This window comes from Allobosea sp. P4_C6 (genome assembly GCF_056402015.1).
The window spans coordinates 61,512-82,628 of the sequence record NZ_JBFUIF010000009.1 but is presented as its reverse complement, the minus strand read 5'-3'; the positions used below and the strand labels follow the sequence as shown (position 1 = coordinate 82,628).

Here is a 21,117-nt window from a genome sequence, read left to right as displayed (position 1 = left end):
TTGGATGCTCTCATGTCGCAGATAGCCGCCTCCGCCGACAATTCGGCGCTTCCACGCTTTTTTGCTCGACGCGGCATCCACTATGGCTGGGTGGTCGCGGCGGTCACCTTCCTGACCATGCTGGTCACGGCCGGCGCCGTCGGAGCGCCGGGCGTGCTGATCGGCCCCCTGCATCAGGAATTCGGCTGGTCGACCTCGGAGATTTCCTCCGCCTTCGCGATCCGGCTGGTGCTGTTCGGGCTGATCGGGCCGTTCGCCGCTGCGTTCATGAACCGCTTCGGCGTCAGGCGCGTCGCGGCCGTGGCCTTGACGCTGATCGCAGCCGGCGTGCTCGGCTCATTCGTCATGACGACGCTGTGGCAGCTCATGCTGTTCCTGGGCGTCGTCGTCGGCTTCGGCACGGGGCTGACCGCCATGGTGCTGGGCGCGACGGTGGCGACACGCTGGTTCTCGGCACGGCGCGGCCTCGTGATCGGCCTGCTCACGGCCAGCACGGCGACAGGCCAGCTCGTTTTCCTGCCTCTGCTCGCCTCGCTGACGGAGACGCTTGGTTGGCGCAGCGCGCTCACGGTCGTGCTGGTGATGCTGCTGCTCGCCGCGATCGCGGTGCTGGTGCTGATGCGGGACCGGCCTTCCGACATTGGGCTTGCCCCCTATGGCGCGACCGCCCCGGCAGCCGCGCCGCCGGCGGCGCCCGCGACGTTCCGCGCCATGCTGGCCTCGCCGCTGATCGCGCTGAAGGACGCCTCGCGCTCCGGCATCTTCTGGGCGCTGTTCGGCACGTTCTTCGTCTGCGGCGCCAGCACGAACGGCCTGGTGCAGACCCATTTCGTTTCGCTCTGCGGCGATTTCGGCATGGCGCCGGTGGCTGCGGCCGGCATGCTCGCGGTCATCGGCATCTTCGACTTCGCCGGCACGGTCGGCTCGGGCTGGCTGTCCGACCGTTTCGACAGCCGCAAGCTGCTGTTCTGGTATTATGGCCTGCGTGGGCTCTCCCTGATCTATCTGCCCTTCACCAGCTTCAGCTTCTACGAGCTGTCGATCTTCGCCGTGTTCTATGGGCTCGACTGGGTCGCCACCGTGCCGCCGACCGTCAAGCTCGCGGCCGACCGCTTCGGCGAGCGCGCCAATCTCGTCTTCGGCTGGATCTTCGCGGGGCACCAGCTCGGCGCCGCCACCGCGGCCTGGGGGGCGGGCTTCAGCCGCACGGTCTATGCGAGCTATCTGCCGGCCTTCTTCATCGCCGGCGTGCTCTGCCTGATCGCCGCGGTCGCGATCGTCGCGGTGCGCGAGCCCCGCGAGCGGGACCTCGTGCCGGCGGCGGCCTGATCGCCTGTGTTGCGACATCGCGGCTTATGCCTATCTACAAGCCATGACCGCGATTCCGTTCGACAACTCCTATGCGCGCCTGCCCGAGCGGTTCTATGCCGCGGTCGATCCGACCGCGGTCGCCGCGCCACGGCTTATCAAACTGAACGAGACGCTGGCCTCTGAGCTTGGCCTCGATCCGGATTGGCTGAAGGGACCGGATGGCCTTGCGATGCTGGCTGGCAACAGCATCGCCGATGGGGCGAGCCCGATCGCGACGGCCTATGCGGGCCACCAGTTCGGTGGCTTCAGCCCACAGCTCGGGGATGGTCGCGCGATCCTGCTCGGAGAGGTGGTGGATCGCGAGGGCCGGCGACGCGACATCCAGCTCAAAGGCTCCGGTCCGACGCCGTTCTCGCGCCGGGGGGATGGCAGGGCAGCGGTCGGCCCGGTTCTGCGCGAATACATCGTCAGCGAGGCGATGGCCGCGCTTGGCGTGCCGACGACGCGCGCACTTGCCGCCGTTCTGACCGGCGAGGTCGTCAGGCGCGAGACGCTCCTGCCGGGCGCGATCTTCACCCGCGTCGCTTCCAGCCATATCCGGATCGGGACCTTCCAGTTCTTTGCGGCCCGCCGCGATGTCGAGGCCCTTCGCCTCCTGGCCGACCACGTCATCACCCGGCATTATCCGGGTGTGGCCGGCAGCGAAGCGCCGTATCTCGCCTTGCTGGAAGCCGTCATCGCCGCGCAGGCGGATCTCATCGCGCGCTGGATGCTGATCGGCTTCATCCATGGGGTGATGAACACGGACAACATGTCGATCGCCGGTGAGACGATCGACTACGGGCCTTGCGCTTTCATGGACAGCTACGATCCCGCGACCGTGTTCAGCTCCATCGACGAACATGGCCGCTACGCCTATGGCAACCAGCCGCCGATCGCGCTGTGGAACCTGACTCGCCTCGCCGAGGCGCTGCTGCCGCTGCTGTCCGACGACCAGGAGAGGGCGGTGACGATCGCGCAGGACGCGCTCAACCGATTCAACGATCTGTTCCAGAGCCGACTGGTTGCCGGTTTCCGCCGCAAGCTCGGCCTCGTCAGCGAGGCGCCCGACGATGTGCTGCTCATCAAGGCGCTGCTCGAGACGATGCAACGAGGACAGGCCGATTTCACATTGACGTTCCGGCGGCTCGGAGACGACCTCCTTGAGGGCGGGCGGCGCTGTCGCGAGCTGTTTGCCAACGCAGGCGAATTCGACGGCTGGCTGAGCCGCTGGCATGAGCGCCTACAGCAGGAGACCTTGTCCGCGGAGGAGCGGCAGCGCCTGATGCACGGCGTCAATCCGCTGTTCATTCCCAGGAACCATCGAATCGAGGCGGTGATCCAGGCCGCCGTGGAGCGCGACGATCTGGCGCCGTTCGAGGAGCTGCTGACCGTTCTGGCGAACCCCTATGACGATCAGCCCGGGCGAGAGGCCTACACGCTGCCGCCCGCCGCTCACGAGCGTGTGCTGGCGACCTTCTGCGGCACCTAGGGCGTTTCAGTTTTGCGGCATGGCTGACGTCCGTCTGCCTGCGACCTCAGCCGGCAGCTGTGCCGCCGGCATTGCTGCGCGTATCGCGTTGCAGGGACAGGATGGCGTCGGCAACATCGAGACCCGTCCGATAGGCGCCGTGCGCGGTCGAGAAGTCCTGCGCGGAGCAGGCCTCGCCCGCGAAGAAGATGCGTTCGTCCCAGGGACGCGCCAGAACGGAACGGGCCGTGGCATGGCCCGGGAGGGCGTGGCTGTACGAACCGCGCGCGAAGGGCTGCCGGGCCCAGCGCGATTGAGCGACCGGCTTCAGCTTGAGCCTCATTCCGGAGCCGAACAGGCCTGAAAGCTCATCCAGCGCGAAGGCGGCCATCGCGCCGTCCTCTTCGAGTTCGCGCGCCGTGGCGCCGCCCAGGAAACCCTCGACCAGCGGGCGGCCGAACGGGCGCAAATGGTAGCTCGCGGTACTGGACAGATGAGGATTGCCGAGGACCTGGGTGTCCGGTTCCAGATCGTTCGGTTCGTCGATATGGAAGACGATCTTGTCGGCAAGCCCCAGAGGCAGCCGGCTTGCGGCCTCCATCCAGTCGTCGAGTGCGTGGGGCAGCTCGATGACGCCGGCCGCCAGCACGTCGGTGGGTACGGAGACAATCGCTGTCCGGGCCCGGATGGTGCCGGTTTCCGTGACGATCGCGAGCCACTGTGCATCCGCCCGGATCGCGGTGACGGGGGTGCCGAGCGCGATCGGCAGCTCTGCGGCAGCCGCGGCGATGAGGCGGCCATAGCCCTTGACGACCCGCCAGTTCACGCCGGTATCGGCGTCGACATAGGCGAGGTAGTCGCGGATCGACAGCGCCTCCAATTCCACGCCGTTGACGTAGCTGCTGAGGGCTTCGAGATAGGGCTTCCATGGATGTCCGGCCGCCAGCAGATCGGCCGCCCGGTCGGTTTCGACAGGAGCATGCCGTAGATCGGCTTCGAAGCGGGCCGAGGCGGCCCGTGCTGCTGCCTGCTCGGCTTCGGTGAAGCCGAGATTGCGGAACTGGCGGCCCCAGGGCGGGAGCGTTCGATCGACCGCGAAGCCGAGGGTCGGGGCAAGCGCGGCCCAGGGGTTACGGTCGGCCGAATGCAGCCAGCCACAACCGAGATCGATCGGCAGCCCGTCGTGATGGATCGTCCAGGCGCGGCCACCGATCCGGTTCTCGGCTTCGACGACGAGAACGGAAAGCCGCGCCTGCGCAAGCCGCCGGGCGGCGGCGATGCCGGCGGCTCCGGCCCCGATCACGACGACATCATATTCGCTGTTCATTCCACCGCCCTCGGCGCCGCGCCGAGCTCCAGCCAATCGAGTTCTTCCTCGAGCCGATGGAACGCATCGTCTCCGATGGTGCCGTCGCGCCGCAGCGCCAGCGCCGTGTCGCGCGCCGCGGCGAGGGCGTCACGCCGGAAGCGGTTCTGCGCGGTGTCGAATTCCACGCCTTCGCGCGTCTGCTCGAGCATGGCGCCGTATTCCCGGCGTATCGCCTCGGCGACCTCTGACGGAGCGTCGCCGATCGTTGCGATCGCCGCCTTGAGCGCGAGCTTGCGGGCCATGCGGAATTCGCGCTCGACCGTCCGGTCCTCCACCGGGGCGAGCCGCTTGAGCAGCAGCGGCAAGGTGAGGCCCTGGATCAGAAGCGTGCCGACCACGACGACGAAGGCGCACATCAGGATCAGGTCGCGATAGGGAAAACCTATGGGAAGGGCATAGGCCGTCGCCAAAGTGACGATGCCGCGCATGCCGCACCAGGCGATGATCAGGCCGTCGCTCAGCGTCGAGGTTCGGGGCGCCTCCTCGCCGGCCGAGTGGGCGACGGCGCGGCCCGCCTGCTTCGCGACGACCTGATAGGCCATCACCCAGCTCAGGCGCACGACGATCACCGTCGCCAGCACGGCCAGCGCGATGCCGACATAGGCGGCACTTCGCTGCGGGCCGAGATCGGCGAGGATCGGCCGCAATTGCAGGCCGACCAGCACGAAGGCCATGGTCTGAAGCACGAACACGGTGGTCTCCCACACCGCATAGGATGGAATGCGCAGACGGGCGCTCGTGCGGGCAGGGGCCGTGCGCGCCAGCACCATGGCGTAGACCACGATGGTGATGATGCCTGAGAGATGGAGCTTCTCGGCGAGGATCCAGACGCCGAAGGTGGTGATGAACTGGAGGATGATCGCGCTCGGCGGATCGTTGAAGCGCCCGAGGAAACGGACGAAGAACGAGCCGAGCAGCGCGCCGAGGACGAGGCTTCCGACGACCACGAGGCCGAAGGTCGGCAGGGCGGAAGCCGGCGAGAAGCTGCCGGCGATCATAGCGGCGACCGCAACCCGGTAGATCAGCAGCGCCGTGGCGTCGTTGAGGAGACTTTCCCCCTCCAGGATGACGACGAGGCGATGCGGCGGGCGCACGCGCCGCAGGATGGCGGTCGCGGCGACGGCATCGGGAGGGGCGACGATCGCGCCCAGCGCCACCGCTGCCGCCCAGGGCAGATCCGGCAGGAACCATCTGGCGACGGCGGCAACGGCGATCGTCGTCACGCCCACGGCGACGACGACCAGGCTCCCGACAGTCCGCCATCTCTTGCGAAGATCCCGCACGGAGGTGTCGAAGGCGGCGTCGAGCAGGATCGGCGCGACGAAGAGCGCAAGCACCAGCTCCGGGTCGAGCGCGATCTCGGGCGCGTTGGGTATGAAGGCGATGCCCGTTCCCGCCACCGCCAGCACGACCGGATAGGGAATGCCGACCCGGCGCGAGGCCGCCGAGAGCAGGACGGCGGCCAGCATGATGATCAGGATCGATTCGAACAGGACCATCGTCGGCCGTTCCATTGGGGCGAGCCGGCACCTTAGCGAAGCCGCTGCGGGATCGCGACCGGTTTGCTCACAGGGCAGAGCCAGCTCCAGATTGACCTTTCGCTCTGGTCATCGTACTGGTCTTACCAGAACAAAAAACGATGGTTCAGGGAATGGAAGCTCAGGGTTCCGACAGCGCGTCGGGTTTCGAGCGCGTCTTCGCCTACCTGCAGGAGCGGTTGCTCGACGGCACGCTGAGGCAGGGCGAGCGGCTGATGGCCGAACGCGAACTCGCTACTCAGCTCGGCGTCGGCCGGCCGGTCGTGCGCGAGGCGCTGCGGGCGCTGCACATGCTCGGCATCGTCGAAATCCGCGAGCGCGTCGGCACCATCGTGAAGCGGCCGGACGCCTCGATGCTGCGGGATTTCTTTACCCTCGCGCTGGCCCAGCAGGCCGAGCTCATCGACGACGTGATGGAAGCGCGCATCGCGATCGAGTGCCAAGCCGTGCGCCTGGCCTGCGAGCGCGCCACCATCGCCGATTTCGAGCGCTTGCAGCGCGCGCTGGTCCGGATCGGCGAGACGATCGACGATGCCGATGCGGGCGGCTCCGCCGACTTCGACTTCCACCGTGCCATCGTGCTGGCGTCGCGCTCGCCGACGCTCGCGGTGCTGCATGAATCCATGTCGACGCTGCTGGCGCGCTCGCACCGCAGCCGCCGCGAGCTGGTCCAGCAGTTCAGCTCGATGAAGAGCTACCTGATCGACGACCACAAGCGCGTCTTCGACACCATCGTCGCACGCGATCCCGATCGCGCCGAGGTGACGCTGCGGCGCCATTTCGCAATCGGCGACGAATACCGGCGCCGCGCCGTTACCGGCGAGGGCGACAGGCCGGAGACGCTGAGCGCACAGGGAGCCTGAGGGCTCCGGATTCACCAGAAAAGATGCCGAGAGAGCAGAACATGGCAGGGAACGAAAAAGGCAGCGTCGGCTTCATCGGCCTCGGCACGATGGGGCGCGAAATGGCGCGCAACCTGATGAAGGCGGGGCATCCCGTCGTCGTCTTCGACATCATCGGCGATGCGGTCGCCGCATTGGTAGCAGAGGGTGCGAAGCCGGCGAAGAGTCCGGCCGAGGCGGCGGCGAGCGCCGATATCGCGATCACCATGCTGCCCGATACACCGCAGGTCGAGGATGTCATCTATGGCGAGGGCGGGCTGCTGGCTGCGCCGCCACGCGGGCGTCTCATCGTCGACATGAGCACGATCTCGCCTGTCGCCGTCCGCAGGATGCATGCCGATCTCAAGGCTGCCCGGACCGATTTCATCGATGCGCCGGTTTCGGGCGGACCGCTCGGCGCCAAGAACGCGACGCTCACGATCATGGCCGGCGGCGAGGCCGCGGCCTTCGCCAAGGCAGAGCCGTTCTTCCGCGGCATGGGCACGACGATCACCCATGTCGGGGCGCCCGGCGCCGGCCAGGCGGTCAAGCTCTGCAACCAGCTGATCTGTGGCATCAACATCCAGGCCGTCTGCGAGGCGATCGCGCTCGGCCGGGCCTCTGGCGTGGATCTGGAGCAGATGCGCAGCGTGCTGCTCGGCGGCTCGGCGGCATCCTGGATGCTCGACAAGCTCGGCCCGGCGATGATCGCGGGCGATGCCGGGGCCGGCTTCCGCATCGACCTGATGCTGAAGGATCTGCGCCTCGTGCAGGAGCAGGCGCAGGCGCTCTCGGTGCCGCTGCCGGGCACCGCGCTCGTCACCAGCCAGTACATCGAAGCACGGGCTCATGGCGAAGGCGGCAACGGCAATCAGGCGCTGTTCAGGGTCTATGACCGCATGACGAACCGGGCCTGACCGCGGCCATGGGTCTCAATCTCGACTTCTCCGTCGTTCTGGAGCGCTGGCCGCTCTTCCTCGACGGCGCGGTGATGACGCTGCAGCTCGCTTTCATGGCGATCCTGATCGGCGGCGCGATCGGCACGTTCTGTGCCATCGGCCGCGGCAGCAGCAATCGCTTCATCGCGGCGCTCTGCGCCGGCTATGTCGAGACGATCCGCAACACGCCGCTGCTCGTCCAGATCTTCCTGGTTTATTTCGGTCTCGCCAGCATCGGCCTCAAATTCTCGGCCTTCTCTGTGGCGGCGGCGGCGCTCGCGATCAATGTCGGCGCCTATACCGCCGAGATCATGCGGGCGGGCTTCGAAGCAATTCCGCCCGGCCAGATCGAGGCGGCGGAAGGCCTCGCCCTCTCGCGCTTCCAGATCTACTGGCACGTCATCCTGCTGCCGGCGGTCGAGAAGGTCTATCCGTCGCTGACCAGCCAGTTCGTGCTGCTGATGCTGGCGTCTTCCGTCACCTCGCAGATATCGGCCGAGGAGCTGACCGCGGTCGCCAACTACGTGCAATCCGACACCTATCGTGCCTTCGAGACCTATATCCTCGTCGCGCTCGCCTATATCGCGCTCTCGCTCGTCCTGCGCGCCGGCTTCTGGGCGCTGGGGCTCGTGTTCTTCCCGCGCCGCCGGCGCCTCGGCACGTCGCTCTAGAGGTCGATGATGGGCGGCTCCCTCAACGCGAACCATCTCCTCTTCCTCGGTCAGGGCGCGCTGTGGACCATCGGGCTGTCGGCCATTGCGCTGATCGGCGGCGGCCTCGTCGGATTCCTGATCGCGCTCGCCCGGGTGTCCCCGAGCAAGGCCGTGCGACTGCTCAGCGGCGCCTATGTGCAGCTCATCCAGGGCACGCCGCTGCTGGTGATCATGTTCCTCGGCTATTTCGGGCTCTCGGCGCTCGGCTTCTCGATCACGCCGCTCTGGGCCGCGGGGGCATCGCTGACGATCTATGTCGGGGCCTATTTCGGCGAGATCTGGCGCGGCTGCATCCAGGCCGTGCCGCGCCCGCAATGGGAGGCGGCCGAGGGGCTGGGGCTCAGCCGCACTCAGCGCATGCTCAAGGTCATCCTGCCGCAGGCCATGCGCATCGCCACGCCGCCGACCGTCGGATTCATGGTGCAGATCATCAAGAACACCTCGCTGGCCTCGGTCGTCGGCTTCGTCGAGCTCGCCCGCTCCGGCCAGATCATCAACAACTCGCTGTTCGAGCCCTTCCTGATCTACGCGATCATCGCCCTGATCTACTTCGCGCTCTGCTTCCCGATCTCGCTCCTCAGCCGGCGTCTCGAGCGCCGCATGGGCGTCGGCCGCGCGAAGCTGATGCCGGCCTGACGAGATGTGAAAGCCATGAGCCAGGAACTTCCCATCATCGAACGCCCCATCGTCGTCCTCGACAAGGTCCATAAGAGCTTCGGCCCGCTCAAGGTGCTGGACGGGGTCAGCTTCACCGTCGCGCGCGGCGATGTGCTGGTGCTGATCGGCCGCTCCGGCTCCGGCAAGAGCACGGCGCTGCGCTGCATCGACCGCTTCGAGAAGATCGATTCAGGCGAGATCCGCGTCTGCGAACACCGCGTCGACGCCGCCGATATCGACCTGCGCGCCCTGCGGCAGGATGTCGGTATCGTCTTCCAGAGCTACAACCTGTTTCCGCACCTGACGATCGAGCAGAACATCACGCTGGCGCCGGTCTCGGTGAAGGGCATCAAGAGGGCCGAGGCCCGCGAGCTCGCCAAGGCGATGCTCGCCAAGGTCGGGCTGTCCGAGAAGCTCGACGCCTATCCCGAGCAGCTTTCCGGCGGCCAGCAGCAGCGCGCGGCGATCGCCCGCTCGCTCGCCATGCAGCCCAAGGTGATGCTGTTCGACGAGGTCACCTCCGCGCTCGATCCGGAGCTGACCGGCGAGGTGCTCAAGGTCATCGAGCAGCTCGCTGCCGATGGCATGACCATGGTCATGGTCACCCATGAGATGGGGTTTGCACGGGGCATCGCCGACCAGGTGGTGTTCATGCACGCCGGAAGGGTCCACGAGGCCGGAAGTGCCTCGATCCTTTCCGCACCGGCGACGCCGGAACTCGCCCAGTTCGTCGGAACCGGGCTCTAACAACCAAAAACGGGAAGGACACCAAGGATGAAACGTTTTCTCGCCATCGCCGTGCTCGGCACGACGGCTCTCGTGGGCGCCGGCCAGGCCGCCCGCGCCGACATGCTCGACGACATCACCAAGGCCGGCAAGATCCGCATCGCGACCGATCTGGCGATCCCGCCCTCGGGCATGATCGACGGCGCCATGAAGCCGACGGGCTCGGATGTCGAGACCGCAGAGCTGCTCGCCAAGGATTGGGGGCTGCAGCTCGAATTCGTGCAGACCACGGGTGCCACCCGCATCCCCAACGTCCAGACCAACAAGGCCGACATCATCATCTCGACGCTGTCGGTCACGCCGGATCGCGCCAAGGTCATCGACTTCTCCAAGCCCTATGCGGCGCTGCAATCGGTCGTCGGCTGCCTGAAGTCGCTCGATGTGAAGGGTTGGGACGACCTGAAGGGCAAGACGATCGCCGTCTCGCGCGGCACCACGCAGGATACGACTCTGACCAACATGAAGGAGCGCGACCTCAAGCTTGCCCGCTTCGAGGACGACGCGACGATGGTCACCGCCGCCATCTCGGGCCAGGCCGACTGCGTCGCGACCTCGGCGACGATCGTCTCGCAGATCGGCGTCAAGGCGCCGGCGCGCGCCTTCGAGCCCAAGGTCTCGATCACCAATTTTGACCTCGCCATCGGCGTGAAGAAGGGCGAGCCCAAGCTGCTGGAGAAGCTCGACGCCTGGGTCGAACAGAACCTCAAGAACGGCAAGCTCAACGCGATCTACAAGAAGTTCCACGGCACCGAGCTGCCCGCGAACATGCGCGGCTGATCGCTCCTCAAGCCGGCGCCCGCTCCGGGCGCCGGCTCCTTGCTCCAACCACAACAGGAAAAACCATGCGTCTCGTCATCGGCTCCGACCATGCCGGCTGGTCCCTCAAGCAGCACGTCATCGACCACATCAAATCGCTGGGTCATGAGGTCGTCGATGTCGGCTCCCATGACGACAAGCCGGTCGATTTCCCCGATATCGCCCGCGAGGTCGCCCGCAAGGTCACCTCCGGCGAGGCCGAGCGCGGCATCATGGTCTGCGGCACCGGCGTCGGCGCCTCGATCGCCGCCAACAAGATGAAGGGCATACGCGCCGCCGTCTGCCACGACATCCACTCCGCCCATCAGAGCGTCGAGCATGACGACGTCAACGTGATGTGCATCGGTGCCAAGATCGTCGGCCCCTGGCTCGCCAGCGACCTGATTTCGTCCTATCTCTCGGCCGAATTCTCGACCGACGAGGACTTCCGACGCCGCGTCGAGAAGCTGCATCAGATGGATGCCGAAGGCTGAGCAGAGGATGGGCGCTCGATGATCCTGGTCTTCGGATCGATCAATGTCGATCTGGTCGCGAGGGTCGCGACCATTCCGGGGCCGGGCAAGACGGTGCTCGCCCCGTCCTATGAGCGCCATTTCGGCGGCAAGGGCGCGAACCAGGCCGTCGCGGCCGCGCGCCTCGCCCCGCCCGGCCGGGTCGCGATGGCGGCCTGTGTTGGCGATGACGGCTTCGGCCGGGAGTCGATCGACAACCTCGCCGCCAACGGCGTCGGGATCGAGCTGGTCCGGGCGGACGCTTCTCCGACCGGCTGCGCCTTCATCACCGTCGATGCGCGGGCGGAGAATGCGATCACGGTTGCCAGCGGCGCCAATCTTTCTCCGAAGGCGGAGGATGTGCCGGACGCGCTGCTGACCTCCGGCATGACGCTCGTGCTGCAGATGGAAGTGCCCTTCGCGCAGTCGCTTGCGCTCGCACGGCGCACGCGGCAGGCCGGCGGCCGGGTCGTCTGGAATTGCGCGCCGGTGCCTGATGGTTTCAGTACGGCGGATGCCAGCGCGCTGCTTGCCGCCAGCGATGTCCTGATCGTCAACGAGCACGAGGCGGCCGACGTCGCCGCCATCCTTGGCGAGCCGGACGCCGGGATCGCCCGCTTCATCGCGGGAACCACGACGGGCTGCATCGTCACGGCCGGCGCCGACGGCGCCTTCGCTCACCCACCCGACGGCGAGACTTTTCATGTTCCGGCGCCGCGCATCGAACCCGTCGATACGACGGGAGCCGGCGACACCTTCGTCGGTGCCGTCGCCGCTGCGCTCGACGAGGGGCTCGGCCTCCGGCAGGCGCTCGACCTCGGTTGCCGCGCCGCCGCGCTATCCTGCCTCGCCCCGGGCGCGCAGGGCGGCATGCCACGCCGAAGCGCGCTCGGCTGACAATGACGCGCTAGGATTCCGCGCGCCGCCTGCGCCTTTCCAGCCAATCCAGGATTCGGGTGACCAGCCGCGCCATCGGGCGCTGCAGGAACGGCGTGTCCATCGCCAGCAGCAGGAGGCCCAACGGCAGCATCCAGAGCCCGAGGACCGGGAGGATCGACAGGCATCCGCCGATGATGAGCAGCGCTCCCGCAGGCAGTCGCACCCACCGCGACGCCGGGTGGCGAAGCCACCGCATCCAGGCCGCCAGACGCGGCGGCAGTTCGCGATCCAGGCGCTTGAACGCGCGCCGCAATTCTTGCTGTCCCAGGTTCATGAGGGAACGATGACGCCCGAGTGGGGCGGGAATGCAGATGGAACTCTCTCGCTGACGCATGGGAGGGATCAAAGATCGTGGGTTGCGCGTTCATCCGTCATCGAGACGAACGGTCGAACCATGACGATCGAGACGGAAGAACAGTACCGAGAGGCTGTCGAGCGATTGGAAGCCTTGGCGGAGACGCCCGACGAGGCGCGGGACGAAGCCGCATTTCTCGACCTGTCCGCCGCCATGCTGGCCTATGAGATGCGGCCGGCCTCGGTCCCGAAGGAATAGGAGGCGACATGTTTTCATTCTTCTCCTCCAACCCCTGGCGCGAAGCGAATCCCGGGCGCGCCATCGTCCGCTGCGAGGATGATTACGAGCGCGCGGTCCAGCGAGTCGCCGAACTGGGAAATCCTGCTGCCGGTTCGCCGGAGGAGCTCGAGCTGATCGGTCTCCTCGAAGCGATCGAGAAATGGGAAGCCCGCCACGACGACGATGACGACTGGTCCTAGGAGGTTCAGCCCGCGTCGCGCCCGGCCCAGCGCTCGACGGAATGGTTGATCGCCAGCAGCAGGATGGCGAGAGCCGTTGCCGAGAGGACGATCGCATGATCGCCGAGGCCGGCCGCGCAGCCCAGCGCTGCCGTGACCCAGACGGCCGCGGCTGTGGTCAGGCCCCTCGGCGCCTCATCGCCCTTCCGCAAGACGATGACGCCCGCGCCGAGGAAGCCGATACCGGTCAGCAATCCTTGCACGACCCGGCTCGCGGCGTCCGCCTCATGCGGTTCGCTGAAGATCGTGGCGGCCGCGGCCGTGCCGAGGCCGACAAGCCCGAAGGTGCGGATGCCGGCAGCCCGCTGCTTGATGGTTCGTTCCCAGCCGACGACGATGCCCGCCGCCATGCCAGCGAGCAGCCGCAGCACGAGATCGACTTCGCCCCAGACATCGAAATTCATCATCATTCTCCGCGGTTGCTCGGTGCGGAGAGTGCAACGCGCCTGGCGTGATTCCGTTCGATGGACGCTGGGAAGAGGAGCTGCGCGCGATGAAACGAGCGCCGCCTTGAGAGCGCGTTCGCTTCTCGCACCTCAGCCTGAGGCCGCCATATGCCGGCGCGCCTTACCGGAACGGCGGCGAGTATTGCAGCCCGCCTTGCGTCCAGAGTGCATTGGGGCCGCGCTGCAGCTTCATCGGCGAGCTCATGCCGAGATTGTGTTCGAAGCTCTCGCCGTAATTGCCGATCGTGGCGATGATCCGCACCGCCCAGTCGTTGGTGACGCCGAGCCCCTCGCCATATTTGCCGTCCTTGCCGAGGAAGCGGCGGATCTCCGGATTGGTCGAGGTTTCGGCGAGCTCCCTGACATTGGCCTTGGTCACGCCGAGCTCCTCGGCATTGATCAGGGCGAACAGCGTCCAGCGGACGAGATTGAACCAGCTGTCGTCGCCGCTGCGTACCCAGGGGCCGAGCAGCTCCTTCGAGATCACCTCCGGCAGCACGACATGCTCTTCCGGGTCGCGGAACTTGAGCAGGTTCGCCGAGAGTGCCGAGACGTCCGTGGTGTAGGCGTCGCAGCGGCCGGACTCATAGGCCTTGAGGGCATCCTCCGCCGTGCCGAAGGCGGCGACCTCGTATTTCATCCTGGTACGGCGGAAATAGTCGGCGAGGTTGAGTTCGCTCGTCGTGCCCTGCGCGACGCAGATCGAGGCGCCGTCGAGCTTGCTGGCACTGGCGACGCCGAGCTTCTTCGGCACCATGAAGCCCTGGCCGTCATAGTAGTTCACCCCGGTGAAGGTGACGCCCTGGCCGGTGTTGCGCGCCAACGTCCAGGTGGTGGTGCGCGGCAGGACGTCGACCTCGCCGGCCTGCAGGGCGATCAGACGGTCCTTCGAGGTCAGCGGGACGAAAGCGGCCTTCTCCGTATCGTTGAAGAGCACGACGGCGAGCGCGCGGCAGATGTCGATGTCGAAGCCCTGCCAGCGGCCGTTGGCGTCCTGCGTCGAGAAGCCGGCGACCCCGGTGCTGGTGCCGCAGATGATCTTGCCGCGGTCGCGGATCGTCTTGAGCGTGTCGGCCGACGCGGCTGTCGTTGCCAGGCCCGCCGCGGCCAGAGCGATCCCAAATCCGGTGATGATGGTCTTCATCAGACTTCCCCTTTTTATGGTTGGTTTTCGACAAAGCAGTTCCTGCGCGGCGGGAACGGCCCGCCGCGTTCGCTTTCCTTTTCTGTCGTTGGCTTCAGGCGGCGCTGGCCGCCGGCACCCTTTCCAGCTTCACGAGCAGGGCATCGAGGTCGTTCCAGAGGTCGTCGGGATCCTCCAGTCCGATGCTGATGCGCAGGACCGTGCCCTCGTAGGTCCAGGGATTGACCGTGCGGTCGCCAGCCACGGCCATCGGGGCGATGAGGCTGCGCGTGCCGCCCCATGAGGCGCCGATGGCGAAGACCTTGAGCGCGGTCAGCGCCGCCTCGAGCGTCGCCTCCGCGACCGGCCTCAGCACGGCGCTGAACACGCCCGAGGAGCGGCCCATGTCGCGCTTCCAGATATCGTGGCCGGGGCAGGAGGGCAGGGCGGGATGCAGCACGGTCTCGACCGCGGGCGATTTCGTCAGCCGGCGCGCGAAATCCTCCGAGATCTTGCCCATATGCGCGACGCGCAGGCCCATGGTCTCGATGCCGCGCAGAGCGAGCTGGCATTCGTCGGGCGAGACGCCGACGCCAAAGGCGCGCAGCGTCTCCTTCATCTTTTCGCGCAACGCCATGTCCTTGACCGTGACCGAGCCGAGCAGCAGATCGGAATGGCCGCCGACATATTTGGTCAGCGCCTCGCAGGCGAAATCGGCGCCATGCTCCAGCGGCTTGAAGATCAGCGGCGTCGCCCAGGTGTTGTCGCAGCCGACCAGCGCGCCCTTCGCCTTGGCCGCTGCGACAATGGCCGGAACGTCCTGCACCTCCATCGTGCCGGAGCCGGGCGACTCGACCCAGACCAGCTTGACGGTCTCGTCGATGAGATCGGCGATCCCTGAGCCGATCAGCGGATCATAGACGCCATAGGCGATGCCGCGCGGCGCCAGATATTCGGCACAGAAGCTGCGCACCGGCGGGTAGACATGATCGGGGATCAGCACCTTGTCGCCCGGCATCAGCACCGAGAGCATGACGATGGTGACGGCAGCTTGGCCCGAGGGGACGAGCACCGTGCGCACGCCGCCATGGAGCGCGGTGAGCTGCGCCTCCAGCGTCCGGGTCGTCGGGGTGCCGTGCAGCCCATAGGTATAGCCGTCGAAGCCGCGATATTTGCGCGCGGCGAAAGTCTTGGCGTCGGGATAGACGATGGTCGACGCGCGGTGCGTCGGCACGGCGAGGCTGGCGTAGCCGTTCTCGTTGACGCGGGGGTGATGAACGCAAAGTGTCAGGTCGTGCATGGTCGTTTCCCCTGCCGGGCGGTGTCGTCGCGCGTCTTGAGCGCGTTCAGGCAAAGGGTAGCGGCGCAGCAGCGCGTTACAATTCGAGCCAGGGCATAGCTCGATACCCGGTCATTATACCTCGTCAGCGGGCTTCCATGAGGCAGTCGATGAAATCGCGCACGAGCTGCGACTTCGGCCTGTCGGGAGGGAGAATGAGCAGGCTGCGGCTCTGCACTGCCGGTTCGAAGGGCCGCAGGACGAGGCGGCGCTGGTCATGGCCGGCGATCGCATAGGGGCTGACCAGCCCGACGCCGACGCCCTCCGACACCAACGCACAGACCGTCGCGGCGTAGATCGTCTCGACGACCACGCGGGGTGGCGCCGCGCCTGCCTCCGACATGATCATGTCGAAGCGCTGGCGCGCGCGATCCTCCGGCACATAGGCGACGAAGTCGACGCCCGACAGGTCATGCGGGCCGATCGTCTCCCGCTCCGCCAAGGGGTGGCCGAGCGGGATAGCGCAGAGAGCACGCGGCTGGACGAAGGGCTGATGCACCACGCCGGTCACATCGATCTCGTCGGCGGCGAGGCCCACGTCGAAGGTGCCTGCGGCGATGCCGTCCCTGACGTCGCGCGAGGGCAGAACCATGAGCGTCACCGTGGCGTCCGGGCGCAGATGGCGGAAGCGCAGCACGGCATTCGGCACGATCGAGGAACTCAGGGCCGACAGGGTGGCGACGCGCAGTTGCCCGGCGCCGTAGTCCCGGATACGGGCGGCGCTCGCCCGCAGCCTGTCCATGCCCCGGAAATTGGCTTCGACTTCCGCGAAGAAGGTTCGCCCTTCCGGCGTCGGCACGATCCGGTTGCGCACGCGGTCGAACAGCGCGAAGCCCAGCGATCTTTCAAGCTCTGCGATCACCCGGCTGATACCGGGCTGGGTGACCCCGAGGATCTCGGCCGCGCGCGAGATGGTCCCCGCCTTCATCACGGCGGCGAAGACCTCGATCTGGCGGCTATTCATCCTGATGGCCCCGAAACTTTCGCCGAGGCCACTCTTAGCCGCATCGAGGCGCCGTCACCAAGATGCAAGGAGGTCCTGCGCCGAGGTCGACGTGCGTCCGCATCTCCATTCGGTATCGTCGCTGGACCGTTTCGGGTGGCGCTTACGGGCCGTAGACCGTCTTCCAGTCGTTCTTCATATCGACGACCAGCCAGCCCCTCGACGGAGCTTCGTCCAAGGCCTTGTCGAGCTTTCCGATATGGGATTGGCGATCATAGGCATATTCGCGCTCGGCGTCGGTGTGGTGAACGATGAGCGCGAAGCGCGGGCCGGTGTTGAGGGTCGTCCACTGCAGCATCTGCAGATCGCCGTCGGAGTTGCCGGCGGCGAAGACCGGTCGCCGGCCGATGAATTTGGCGATGCCGACGGGCTTGCCCGGGCCGTCGTCGACAAAGTCGACCTCGGGCAGCCGTTGCAGGGCCGGCTTGTCGCCGGAGAGCTCGTATTTGAGCTTGATGCTCGACCCGACGACCTGTTCGGGTGGGATGCCGTAGGCGGCCTCGACCCAGGGGCGCATGAACTCCAGCCCGCCGCCGGACACGATATAGGTCTTGAAGCCGTTTGCCCTGAGATAGGCGAGCAGCTCGACCATCGGCTTGTAGACGAGCTGGTTGTAGGGCCGGTTGAACTTCGGATGCCTTGCGTTCGCCATCCACTCCCTGACGATCCGCTCGAACTCGGCGCTGTCCATGCCGGCATGGGTCGCCATGAGGAGTTCTTCGATGCCCTTGACGCCGGTGGCGGCGACTCCCTTCAGATTCCCGGCAAGCAGCGACTTGAAGGGCTCCTGCGTCTGCCATTCCGGCTTGCCGGGCGCCAGCGCCTTGACCCGGTCGACCAGGAACATGCCCTGGAAGTAGTTCGGCTGCTCCGACCAGAGCGTTCCGTCATTGTCGAAGGTCGCGATGCGCTCTGCCACCGGAACGAAGTCCGGGCCGCCTTCCTTGGTGACCTTCTCGACGAAGGCCTTGATCGCCTGCTTGGCGCTGCCCTCGTTCCAGGATGGAAGCGGATCGGCCTGCGCCGCGACGGGGCCGACGCCGAAGGCAAGCCCCATGGACACGAAAGCGGCTGCGGCAAGGGTTTTCCGTCTCGTGACGGGCACTGGAGATGAGACGGATTGATCCATGATGTGCCTCGCCGCATGTGTCATCGCGACGGACATCGAACTACATCCGGCTCTGGTCAGAAAGCTTGTAACTGTTACGGAGCGCTTGAGGGCTTGCCCCCGCTTGGGACAGCCGTCCGCTCAATCCGCTTCGGCGGGGGCAGGGGCAATCTCGGCCAGCGACAGCTCCATGACGGCCTGCGTGCCGCGGCCGCCGGTGTCGTCGTAGCGAAGCTCGGTGCCCAGGCTTTTCGCCATCGCGCGGACGATCTTGCTGCCGAGACCCGTTCCCTTCACCGTGCCCGAGCCGTTCCAGCCGATCCCGTCATCGAGCACCTTCAGCGTGGCTCTGTCAGCCGTGGAGGACAGGCTCACGCGCACTTCGCCCTCGCCGTTCGGATAGGCGTATTTGAGCGCATTGGTGACGAGCTCGGTCGCGATCAGCCCGATCGAGATCGCCTTGTCGGTCTTCACCAGCACCGGCTCGGCGTCGAACCGGATGGTCGGCATCTGGCCGGAGCTGCCCAGCGACTGGGCGAATTCGTCAAGCAACGAACGGAGATAGCCGGCGAGATCGACCGCCCGGACATCATCCGAGGTGTAGAGGCTGCGGTGCAGGTTGCCGATCGCGGTGATGCGAGCCTGCGTCTCGGCGAGGGCGGCCTTGGCGCCGGGGTCCTCCACGGAATTGGCCTGCATCCTGACGAGCGAGCCGACGAGCGACAGGCTGTTGGCGACGCGATGGTTGACCTCGGCCAGCAGCATGACGGCGCGGTCACGCGCCGCGCGGACATCCCGCTCGGCCTGCTCGCGCGCCCGCGTCAGGCGGGCCTTGGCGACGGCATGCTCCAGCGCCGAGGTCAGCAGGATCTCGAAATCCTCGCCGACCGTCTTGACGACGTAGTCCATCGCGCCCGCCTTCAGGGCGGTGACAGCGATCGACAGCTCCGAAGATGCCGTCACATAGATCACGGGCAGGGGTGCTTCGCTGGTCGCGAGTGCCGCCAGAACGTCGAGGCCCGAGGCCGTGCCGAGGTCGTGGTCGAGGATGACCACGTCCAGCTCTCCTGCAGCGGCGCGAGCAAGGCCGGCCTCGGCCGTCTCGACATGCTCGACGACGTAGCTATGGCGCGCCAGCATGCGCTGCACGAGCCGTCCGAGCGTGGCGTCGTCGTCGATATACAGAACATTGATGGGCCGATTCGGCATCAGCAGCGGCCACGCAAGGTGGTCATGGTGTTTCCGGGACCTGAATGACGGCGAAAAACAGCCCGAGCTGGCGGATCGCATGGGCGAAGCCGTCATAGTCGACGGGCTTGGTGATGTAGACGTTGGCGCCGAGATCGTAGCAGCGCTGGATTTCGCGGCTGTCGTCCGTCGTGGTCAGCACGACGACGGGGGAGCGCTTGGTGTGGATGTTCGCCTTGACCTTCTCCAGGATGTCGACGCCGCCCATGTCGGGCAGGTTCAGGTCGAGCAGGATCAGCAACTGGCGGCCGGCGCTGACGCTGCCGGAGCCGTCCGGACCCAGCAGATAATTCAGCGCATCCGTTCCGTTGGCGAAGGGGATGATCTCGTTGCTGACCCCCGCCCGGCGAATGTTCTTCTCGATGAGGCGGGCATGGCCCTCGTCATCCTCGATCATGACGATCGATACGGGTTTTCCGTTGGTCACGCTTCGGCACTCCGTTTGTAGGCCGCAAGGTCCGGCGGCAGGGTGACCGTAAAGGTCGTGCCCTTTCCAAGTTCTGAGCGCACGCCGATGTCGCCGCCCAGATTGCGCACCAACGTCCGCACATGGGCGAGGCCGATGCCCTCGCCGGCGGTGTTCTGGACGCCGGACCGGCGGAACAGCTCGAAAATGCGCTCGCGGTCGCTGGCCGCGATGCCGCGGCCATTGTCCTCGATCTCGATTCTGACCCAGCCGCCGCGGTCGCGCCGCGTCCGGACGGATATCTGGATCGGCCGCTCCGGCGCCCGATACTTGATGGCGTTGTCGAGGAGATTGCCCATGATCTGGTCGAGCGAAAGGCGGTCGCTGACGATGCGCGGCGCCTGGGAGTCGATCGTGATTCCGCCGCCGTCCTCGTCGCTCGCCTGATGATGGACCGCTGCGGCTGCCGCCTCGATCAGCGCCGTAAGATCGACGCTTTCGATACGCAGCTCCCTGCGCCCTTCGCGCGAAATCTTGAGGATGGCGTTGATCAGCCCGTCCATCTTGCGGGTCGAGGACCGGATGAAGCCGATCGCCTCGGTCACGTCGACGCGCAGCGCTTCCTCGGCTTCGGCCTTCTGTTCGGGAGAGGCGGCTGGGCCGGCGGCGACATAGGTGTCGATCGGCTTGAACATTGCCTCCAGCTCGCTGGTAAAGCCCATGATGTTGACGAGCGGCGCCCGCAGATCATGCGTCACGATATAGGCGAAGCGTTGGACCTCCTCATTCGCCTTCACGAGCGCATCGGTGCGCTGGCGAACCCGCTCCTCTAGGCCGACATTCAGCGTCTCGACCTCGCGGCGGGTGGCGACCAGCTCGCGCGTGTAGCTGATGATCGTCCAGCTTGCCGCGCCTGCCATCGCCAGGATCAGGATGGCGCCGATGATCGTCGTCCAGCGCAGCCGGGTGGAGGCCGTGATCTGGGCGTCCATCGCCTCCCGTAGTTCCGCTTCGGACTTGTTCAGGATCGCCGCGAGGTCGGTCCGGATCTCGTCCATCAGCTGCTTGCCGGCTCCGGTTCCGACCACGGCGAGTGCCGCTTCGAAATCGCCGTTGCGCGCCGGCGCGAGCGTCGATGCGAGCTCTGCCATCTTCTGGTCTAGTCGGCTCGACAGCCGCTTTACGTTCGGCTCGACCTCGCGCAGGTTTGCAACCGCCCGTTCAAGCCGCGCCTTGTTATCCGGCAGATTGGCGACTGCCGCCGTATAGGGCTCGAGATAACTCTCGTCGCGGGTGAGCAGATAGCCGCGTTGTCCCGTCTCGGCATCCTGAACGCGCGAAAGCAGATCGGCAGAAGCGCTGCGAACCGCGCGCGCCGCCGTGACCTCGCCGAAATAGCGCTCGCTGGCGGTCGTAAGCCACAGCGAGGTCGAAACGATGATGACCAGTACGGCGATGCCGACGGCCAACAGAAAGGCGTTCGAGCGTCGGAAGAACGCCTGGGAAATCGGCATCGAGCAAACCAGTGGGGGATCGTTCCGGTGTCTTGGCCAATTGCGCAGCGCAGGGCAATAGCAAATGACATTGCGCAGGCGGACCCGGCGTGCAGTGCAGAATGCGCGGGGCCGATTCTGCGGGCGATGCGTCGTCTCGCCCTCGTCAGCGACGAAAACAGCTCCGGT

General features: G+C 66.7%; 23 protein-coding genes. 12 read left to right on the top strand and 11 right to left on the bottom strand.

Annotated elements, in window-relative coordinates:
* The first annotated feature begins 12 nt into the window (after nucleotides 1–12).
* Together AC1DVA_RS09045 and AC1DVA_RS09040 are read left to right on the top strand one after the other, a co-directional pair.
* Nucleotides 13–1,329: an MFS transporter gene (locus AC1DVA_RS09045; RefSeq protein WP_265053646.1), complete on the top strand. Its 1,317-nt coding sequence runs from the start codon at nucleotides 13–15 to the stop codon at nucleotides 1,327–1,329.
* A 43-nt stretch (nucleotides 1,330–1,372) separates the two neighbouring features.
* Complete coding sequence (locus AC1DVA_RS09040; RefSeq protein ID WP_476805660.1) at nucleotides 1,373–2,842, top strand: protein adenylyltransferase SelO; 1,470 nt, start codon at nucleotides 1,373–1,375, stop codon at nucleotides 2,840–2,842.
* A 46-nt stretch (nucleotides 2,843–2,888) separates the two neighbouring features.
* Here the strand turns inward: AC1DVA_RS09040 and AC1DVA_RS09035 are convergent, their stop codons facing one another.
* Together AC1DVA_RS09035 and AC1DVA_RS09030 are read right to left on the bottom strand one after the other, a co-directional pair.
* Nucleotides 2,889–4,148, bottom strand: a complete 1,260-nt coding sequence (locus tag AC1DVA_RS09035) for a flavin monoamine oxidase family protein (RefSeq protein WP_476805659.1) — start codon at nucleotides 4,146–4,148, stop codon at nucleotides 2,889–2,891.
* Nucleotides 4,145–5,689 (bottom strand): cation:proton antiporter, encoded by a 1,545-nt coding sequence (locus AC1DVA_RS09030; RefSeq protein ID WP_476805658.1) that lies wholly within the window; start codon nucleotides 5,687–5,689, stop codon nucleotides 4,145–4,147. The genes AC1DVA_RS09035 and AC1DVA_RS09030 overlap by 4 nt, the downstream gene beginning before the upstream one ends.
* Before the next feature lie 152 nt (nucleotides 5,690–5,841).
* On the opposite strand from AC1DVA_RS09030, the gene AC1DVA_RS09025 reads away from it, so the two are divergent.
* The 8 genes from AC1DVA_RS09025 (at nucleotide 5,842) to AC1DVA_RS08990 (ending at nucleotide 11,907) form a co-directional block, all read left to right on the top strand.
* Nucleotides 5,842–6,591, top strand: a complete 750-nt coding sequence (locus AC1DVA_RS09025; protein WP_476805657.1) for a FadR/GntR family transcriptional regulator — start codon at nucleotides 5,842–5,844, stop codon at nucleotides 6,589–6,591.
* A 41-nt stretch (nucleotides 6,592–6,632) separates the two neighbouring features.
* Complete coding sequence (locus AC1DVA_RS09020; protein WP_476805656.1) at nucleotides 6,633–7,526, top strand: NAD(P)-dependent oxidoreductase; 894 nt, start codon at nucleotides 6,633–6,635, stop codon at nucleotides 7,524–7,526.
* 8 nt (nucleotides 7,527–7,534) lie between these two features.
* Nucleotides 7,535–8,218 (top strand): amino acid ABC transporter permease, encoded by a 684-nt coding sequence (locus AC1DVA_RS09015; RefSeq protein ID WP_476805655.1) that lies wholly within the window; start codon nucleotides 7,535–7,537, stop codon nucleotides 8,216–8,218.
* A gap of 9 nt (nucleotides 8,219–8,227) precedes the next feature.
* The gene (locus tag AC1DVA_RS09010; protein ID WP_265053639.1) at nucleotides 8,228–8,896 is read left to right on the top strand and encodes an amino acid ABC transporter permease; all 669 of its coding nucleotides are present in this window, start codon (nucleotides 8,228–8,230) and stop codon (nucleotides 8,894–8,896) included.
* A gap of 15 nt (nucleotides 8,897–8,911) precedes the next feature.
* On the top strand, nucleotides 8,912–9,664 hold the full coding sequence (locus AC1DVA_RS09005; protein ID WP_476805654.1) for an amino acid ABC transporter ATP-binding protein: 753 nt from the start codon (nucleotides 8,912–8,914) through the stop codon (nucleotides 9,662–9,664).
* Nucleotides 9,665–9,691: 27 nt separating this feature from the next.
* Complete coding sequence (locus AC1DVA_RS09000; protein WP_476805653.1) at nucleotides 9,692–10,480, top strand: transporter substrate-binding domain-containing protein; 789 nt, start codon at nucleotides 9,692–9,694, stop codon at nucleotides 10,478–10,480.
* Between the two features lie 65 nt (nucleotides 10,481–10,545).
* Nucleotides 10,546–10,992, top strand: a complete 447-nt coding sequence (gene rpiB, locus AC1DVA_RS08995; RefSeq protein ID WP_149128891.1) for a ribose 5-phosphate isomerase B — start codon at nucleotides 10,546–10,548, stop codon at nucleotides 10,990–10,992.
* Nucleotides 10,993–11,010: 18 nt separating this feature from the next.
* Nucleotides 11,011–11,907 carry a ribokinase gene (locus AC1DVA_RS08990; RefSeq protein ID WP_476805652.1) on the top strand — a complete coding sequence of 299 codons (897 nt, stop codon included), beginning with the start codon at nucleotides 11,011–11,013 and terminating at the stop codon, nucleotides 11,905–11,907.
* A gap of 10 nt (nucleotides 11,908–11,917) precedes the next feature.
* Here AC1DVA_RS08990 and AC1DVA_RS08985 read toward each other — a convergent pair whose 3' ends face one another.
* Nucleotides 11,918–12,223, bottom strand: a complete 306-nt coding sequence (locus AC1DVA_RS08985; RefSeq protein WP_265053635.1) for a hypothetical protein — start codon at nucleotides 12,221–12,223, stop codon at nucleotides 11,918–11,920.
* Between the two features lie 120 nt (nucleotides 12,224–12,343).
* Here AC1DVA_RS08985 and AC1DVA_RS08980 point away from each other — a divergent pair, with 120 nt between their 5' ends.
* Together AC1DVA_RS08980 and AC1DVA_RS08975 are read left to right on the top strand one after the other, a co-directional pair.
* Nucleotides 12,344–12,502 (top strand): hypothetical protein, encoded by a 159-nt coding sequence (locus AC1DVA_RS08980; RefSeq protein ID WP_265053634.1) that lies wholly within the window; start codon nucleotides 12,344–12,346, stop codon nucleotides 12,500–12,502.
* An 8-nt stretch (nucleotides 12,503–12,510) separates the two neighbouring features.
* Nucleotides 12,511–12,723, top strand: a complete 213-nt coding sequence (locus tag AC1DVA_RS08975) for a hypothetical protein (RefSeq protein ID WP_265053633.1) — start codon at nucleotides 12,511–12,513, stop codon at nucleotides 12,721–12,723.
* A gap of 5 nt (nucleotides 12,724–12,728) precedes the next feature.
* Here the strand turns inward: AC1DVA_RS08975 and AC1DVA_RS08970 are convergent, their stop codons facing one another.
* From AC1DVA_RS08970 to AC1DVA_RS08935, 8 genes are all read right to left on the bottom strand, one after another.
* Nucleotides 12,729–13,166 carry an MgtC/SapB family protein gene (locus AC1DVA_RS08970; protein ID WP_476805651.1) on the bottom strand — a complete coding sequence of 146 codons (438 nt, stop codon included), beginning with the start codon at nucleotides 13,164–13,166 and terminating at the stop codon, nucleotides 12,729–12,731.
* Nucleotides 13,167–13,329: 163 nt separating this feature from the next.
* Nucleotides 13,330–14,352, bottom strand: a complete 1,023-nt coding sequence (locus AC1DVA_RS08965; protein WP_476805650.1) for an amino acid ABC transporter substrate-binding protein — start codon at nucleotides 14,350–14,352, stop codon at nucleotides 13,330–13,332.
* A gap of 94 nt (nucleotides 14,353–14,446) precedes the next feature.
* Nucleotides 14,447–15,631: a cystathionine beta-lyase gene (metC, locus tag AC1DVA_RS08960; RefSeq protein WP_476805649.1), complete on the bottom strand. Its 1,185-nt coding sequence runs from the start codon at nucleotides 15,629–15,631 to the stop codon at nucleotides 14,447–14,449.
* Between the two features lie 124 nt (nucleotides 15,632–15,755).
* Nucleotides 15,756–16,634 carry a LysR substrate-binding domain-containing protein gene (locus AC1DVA_RS08955; protein WP_476805648.1) on the bottom strand — a complete coding sequence of 293 codons (879 nt, stop codon included), beginning with the start codon at nucleotides 16,632–16,634 and terminating at the stop codon, nucleotides 15,756–15,758.
* A 142-nt stretch (nucleotides 16,635–16,776) separates the two neighbouring features.
* Nucleotides 16,777–17,730, bottom strand: coding sequence for an HAD family hydrolase (locus AC1DVA_RS08950; RefSeq protein ID WP_476805726.1), 954 nt, complete (start codon nucleotides 17,728–17,730; stop codon nucleotides 16,777–16,779).
* Nucleotides 17,731–17,922: 192 nt separating this feature from the next.
* Nucleotides 17,923–18,990: a histidine kinase dimerization/phosphoacceptor domain -containing protein gene (locus AC1DVA_RS08945; RefSeq protein WP_476805647.1), complete on the bottom strand. Its 1,068-nt coding sequence runs from the start codon at nucleotides 18,988–18,990 to the stop codon at nucleotides 17,923–17,925.
* Nucleotides 18,991–19,012: 22 nt separating this feature from the next.
* Nucleotides 19,013–19,426, bottom strand: a complete 414-nt coding sequence (locus AC1DVA_RS08940) for a response regulator (protein ID WP_476805725.1) — start codon at nucleotides 19,424–19,426, stop codon at nucleotides 19,013–19,015.
* A gap of 26 nt (nucleotides 19,427–19,452) precedes the next feature.
* On the bottom strand, nucleotides 19,453–20,949 hold the full coding sequence (locus tag AC1DVA_RS08935; protein WP_476805646.1) for a sensor histidine kinase: 1,497 nt from the start codon (nucleotides 20,947–20,949) through the stop codon (nucleotides 19,453–19,455).
* Between the last annotated feature and the right edge of the window lie 168 nt (nucleotides 20,950–21,117).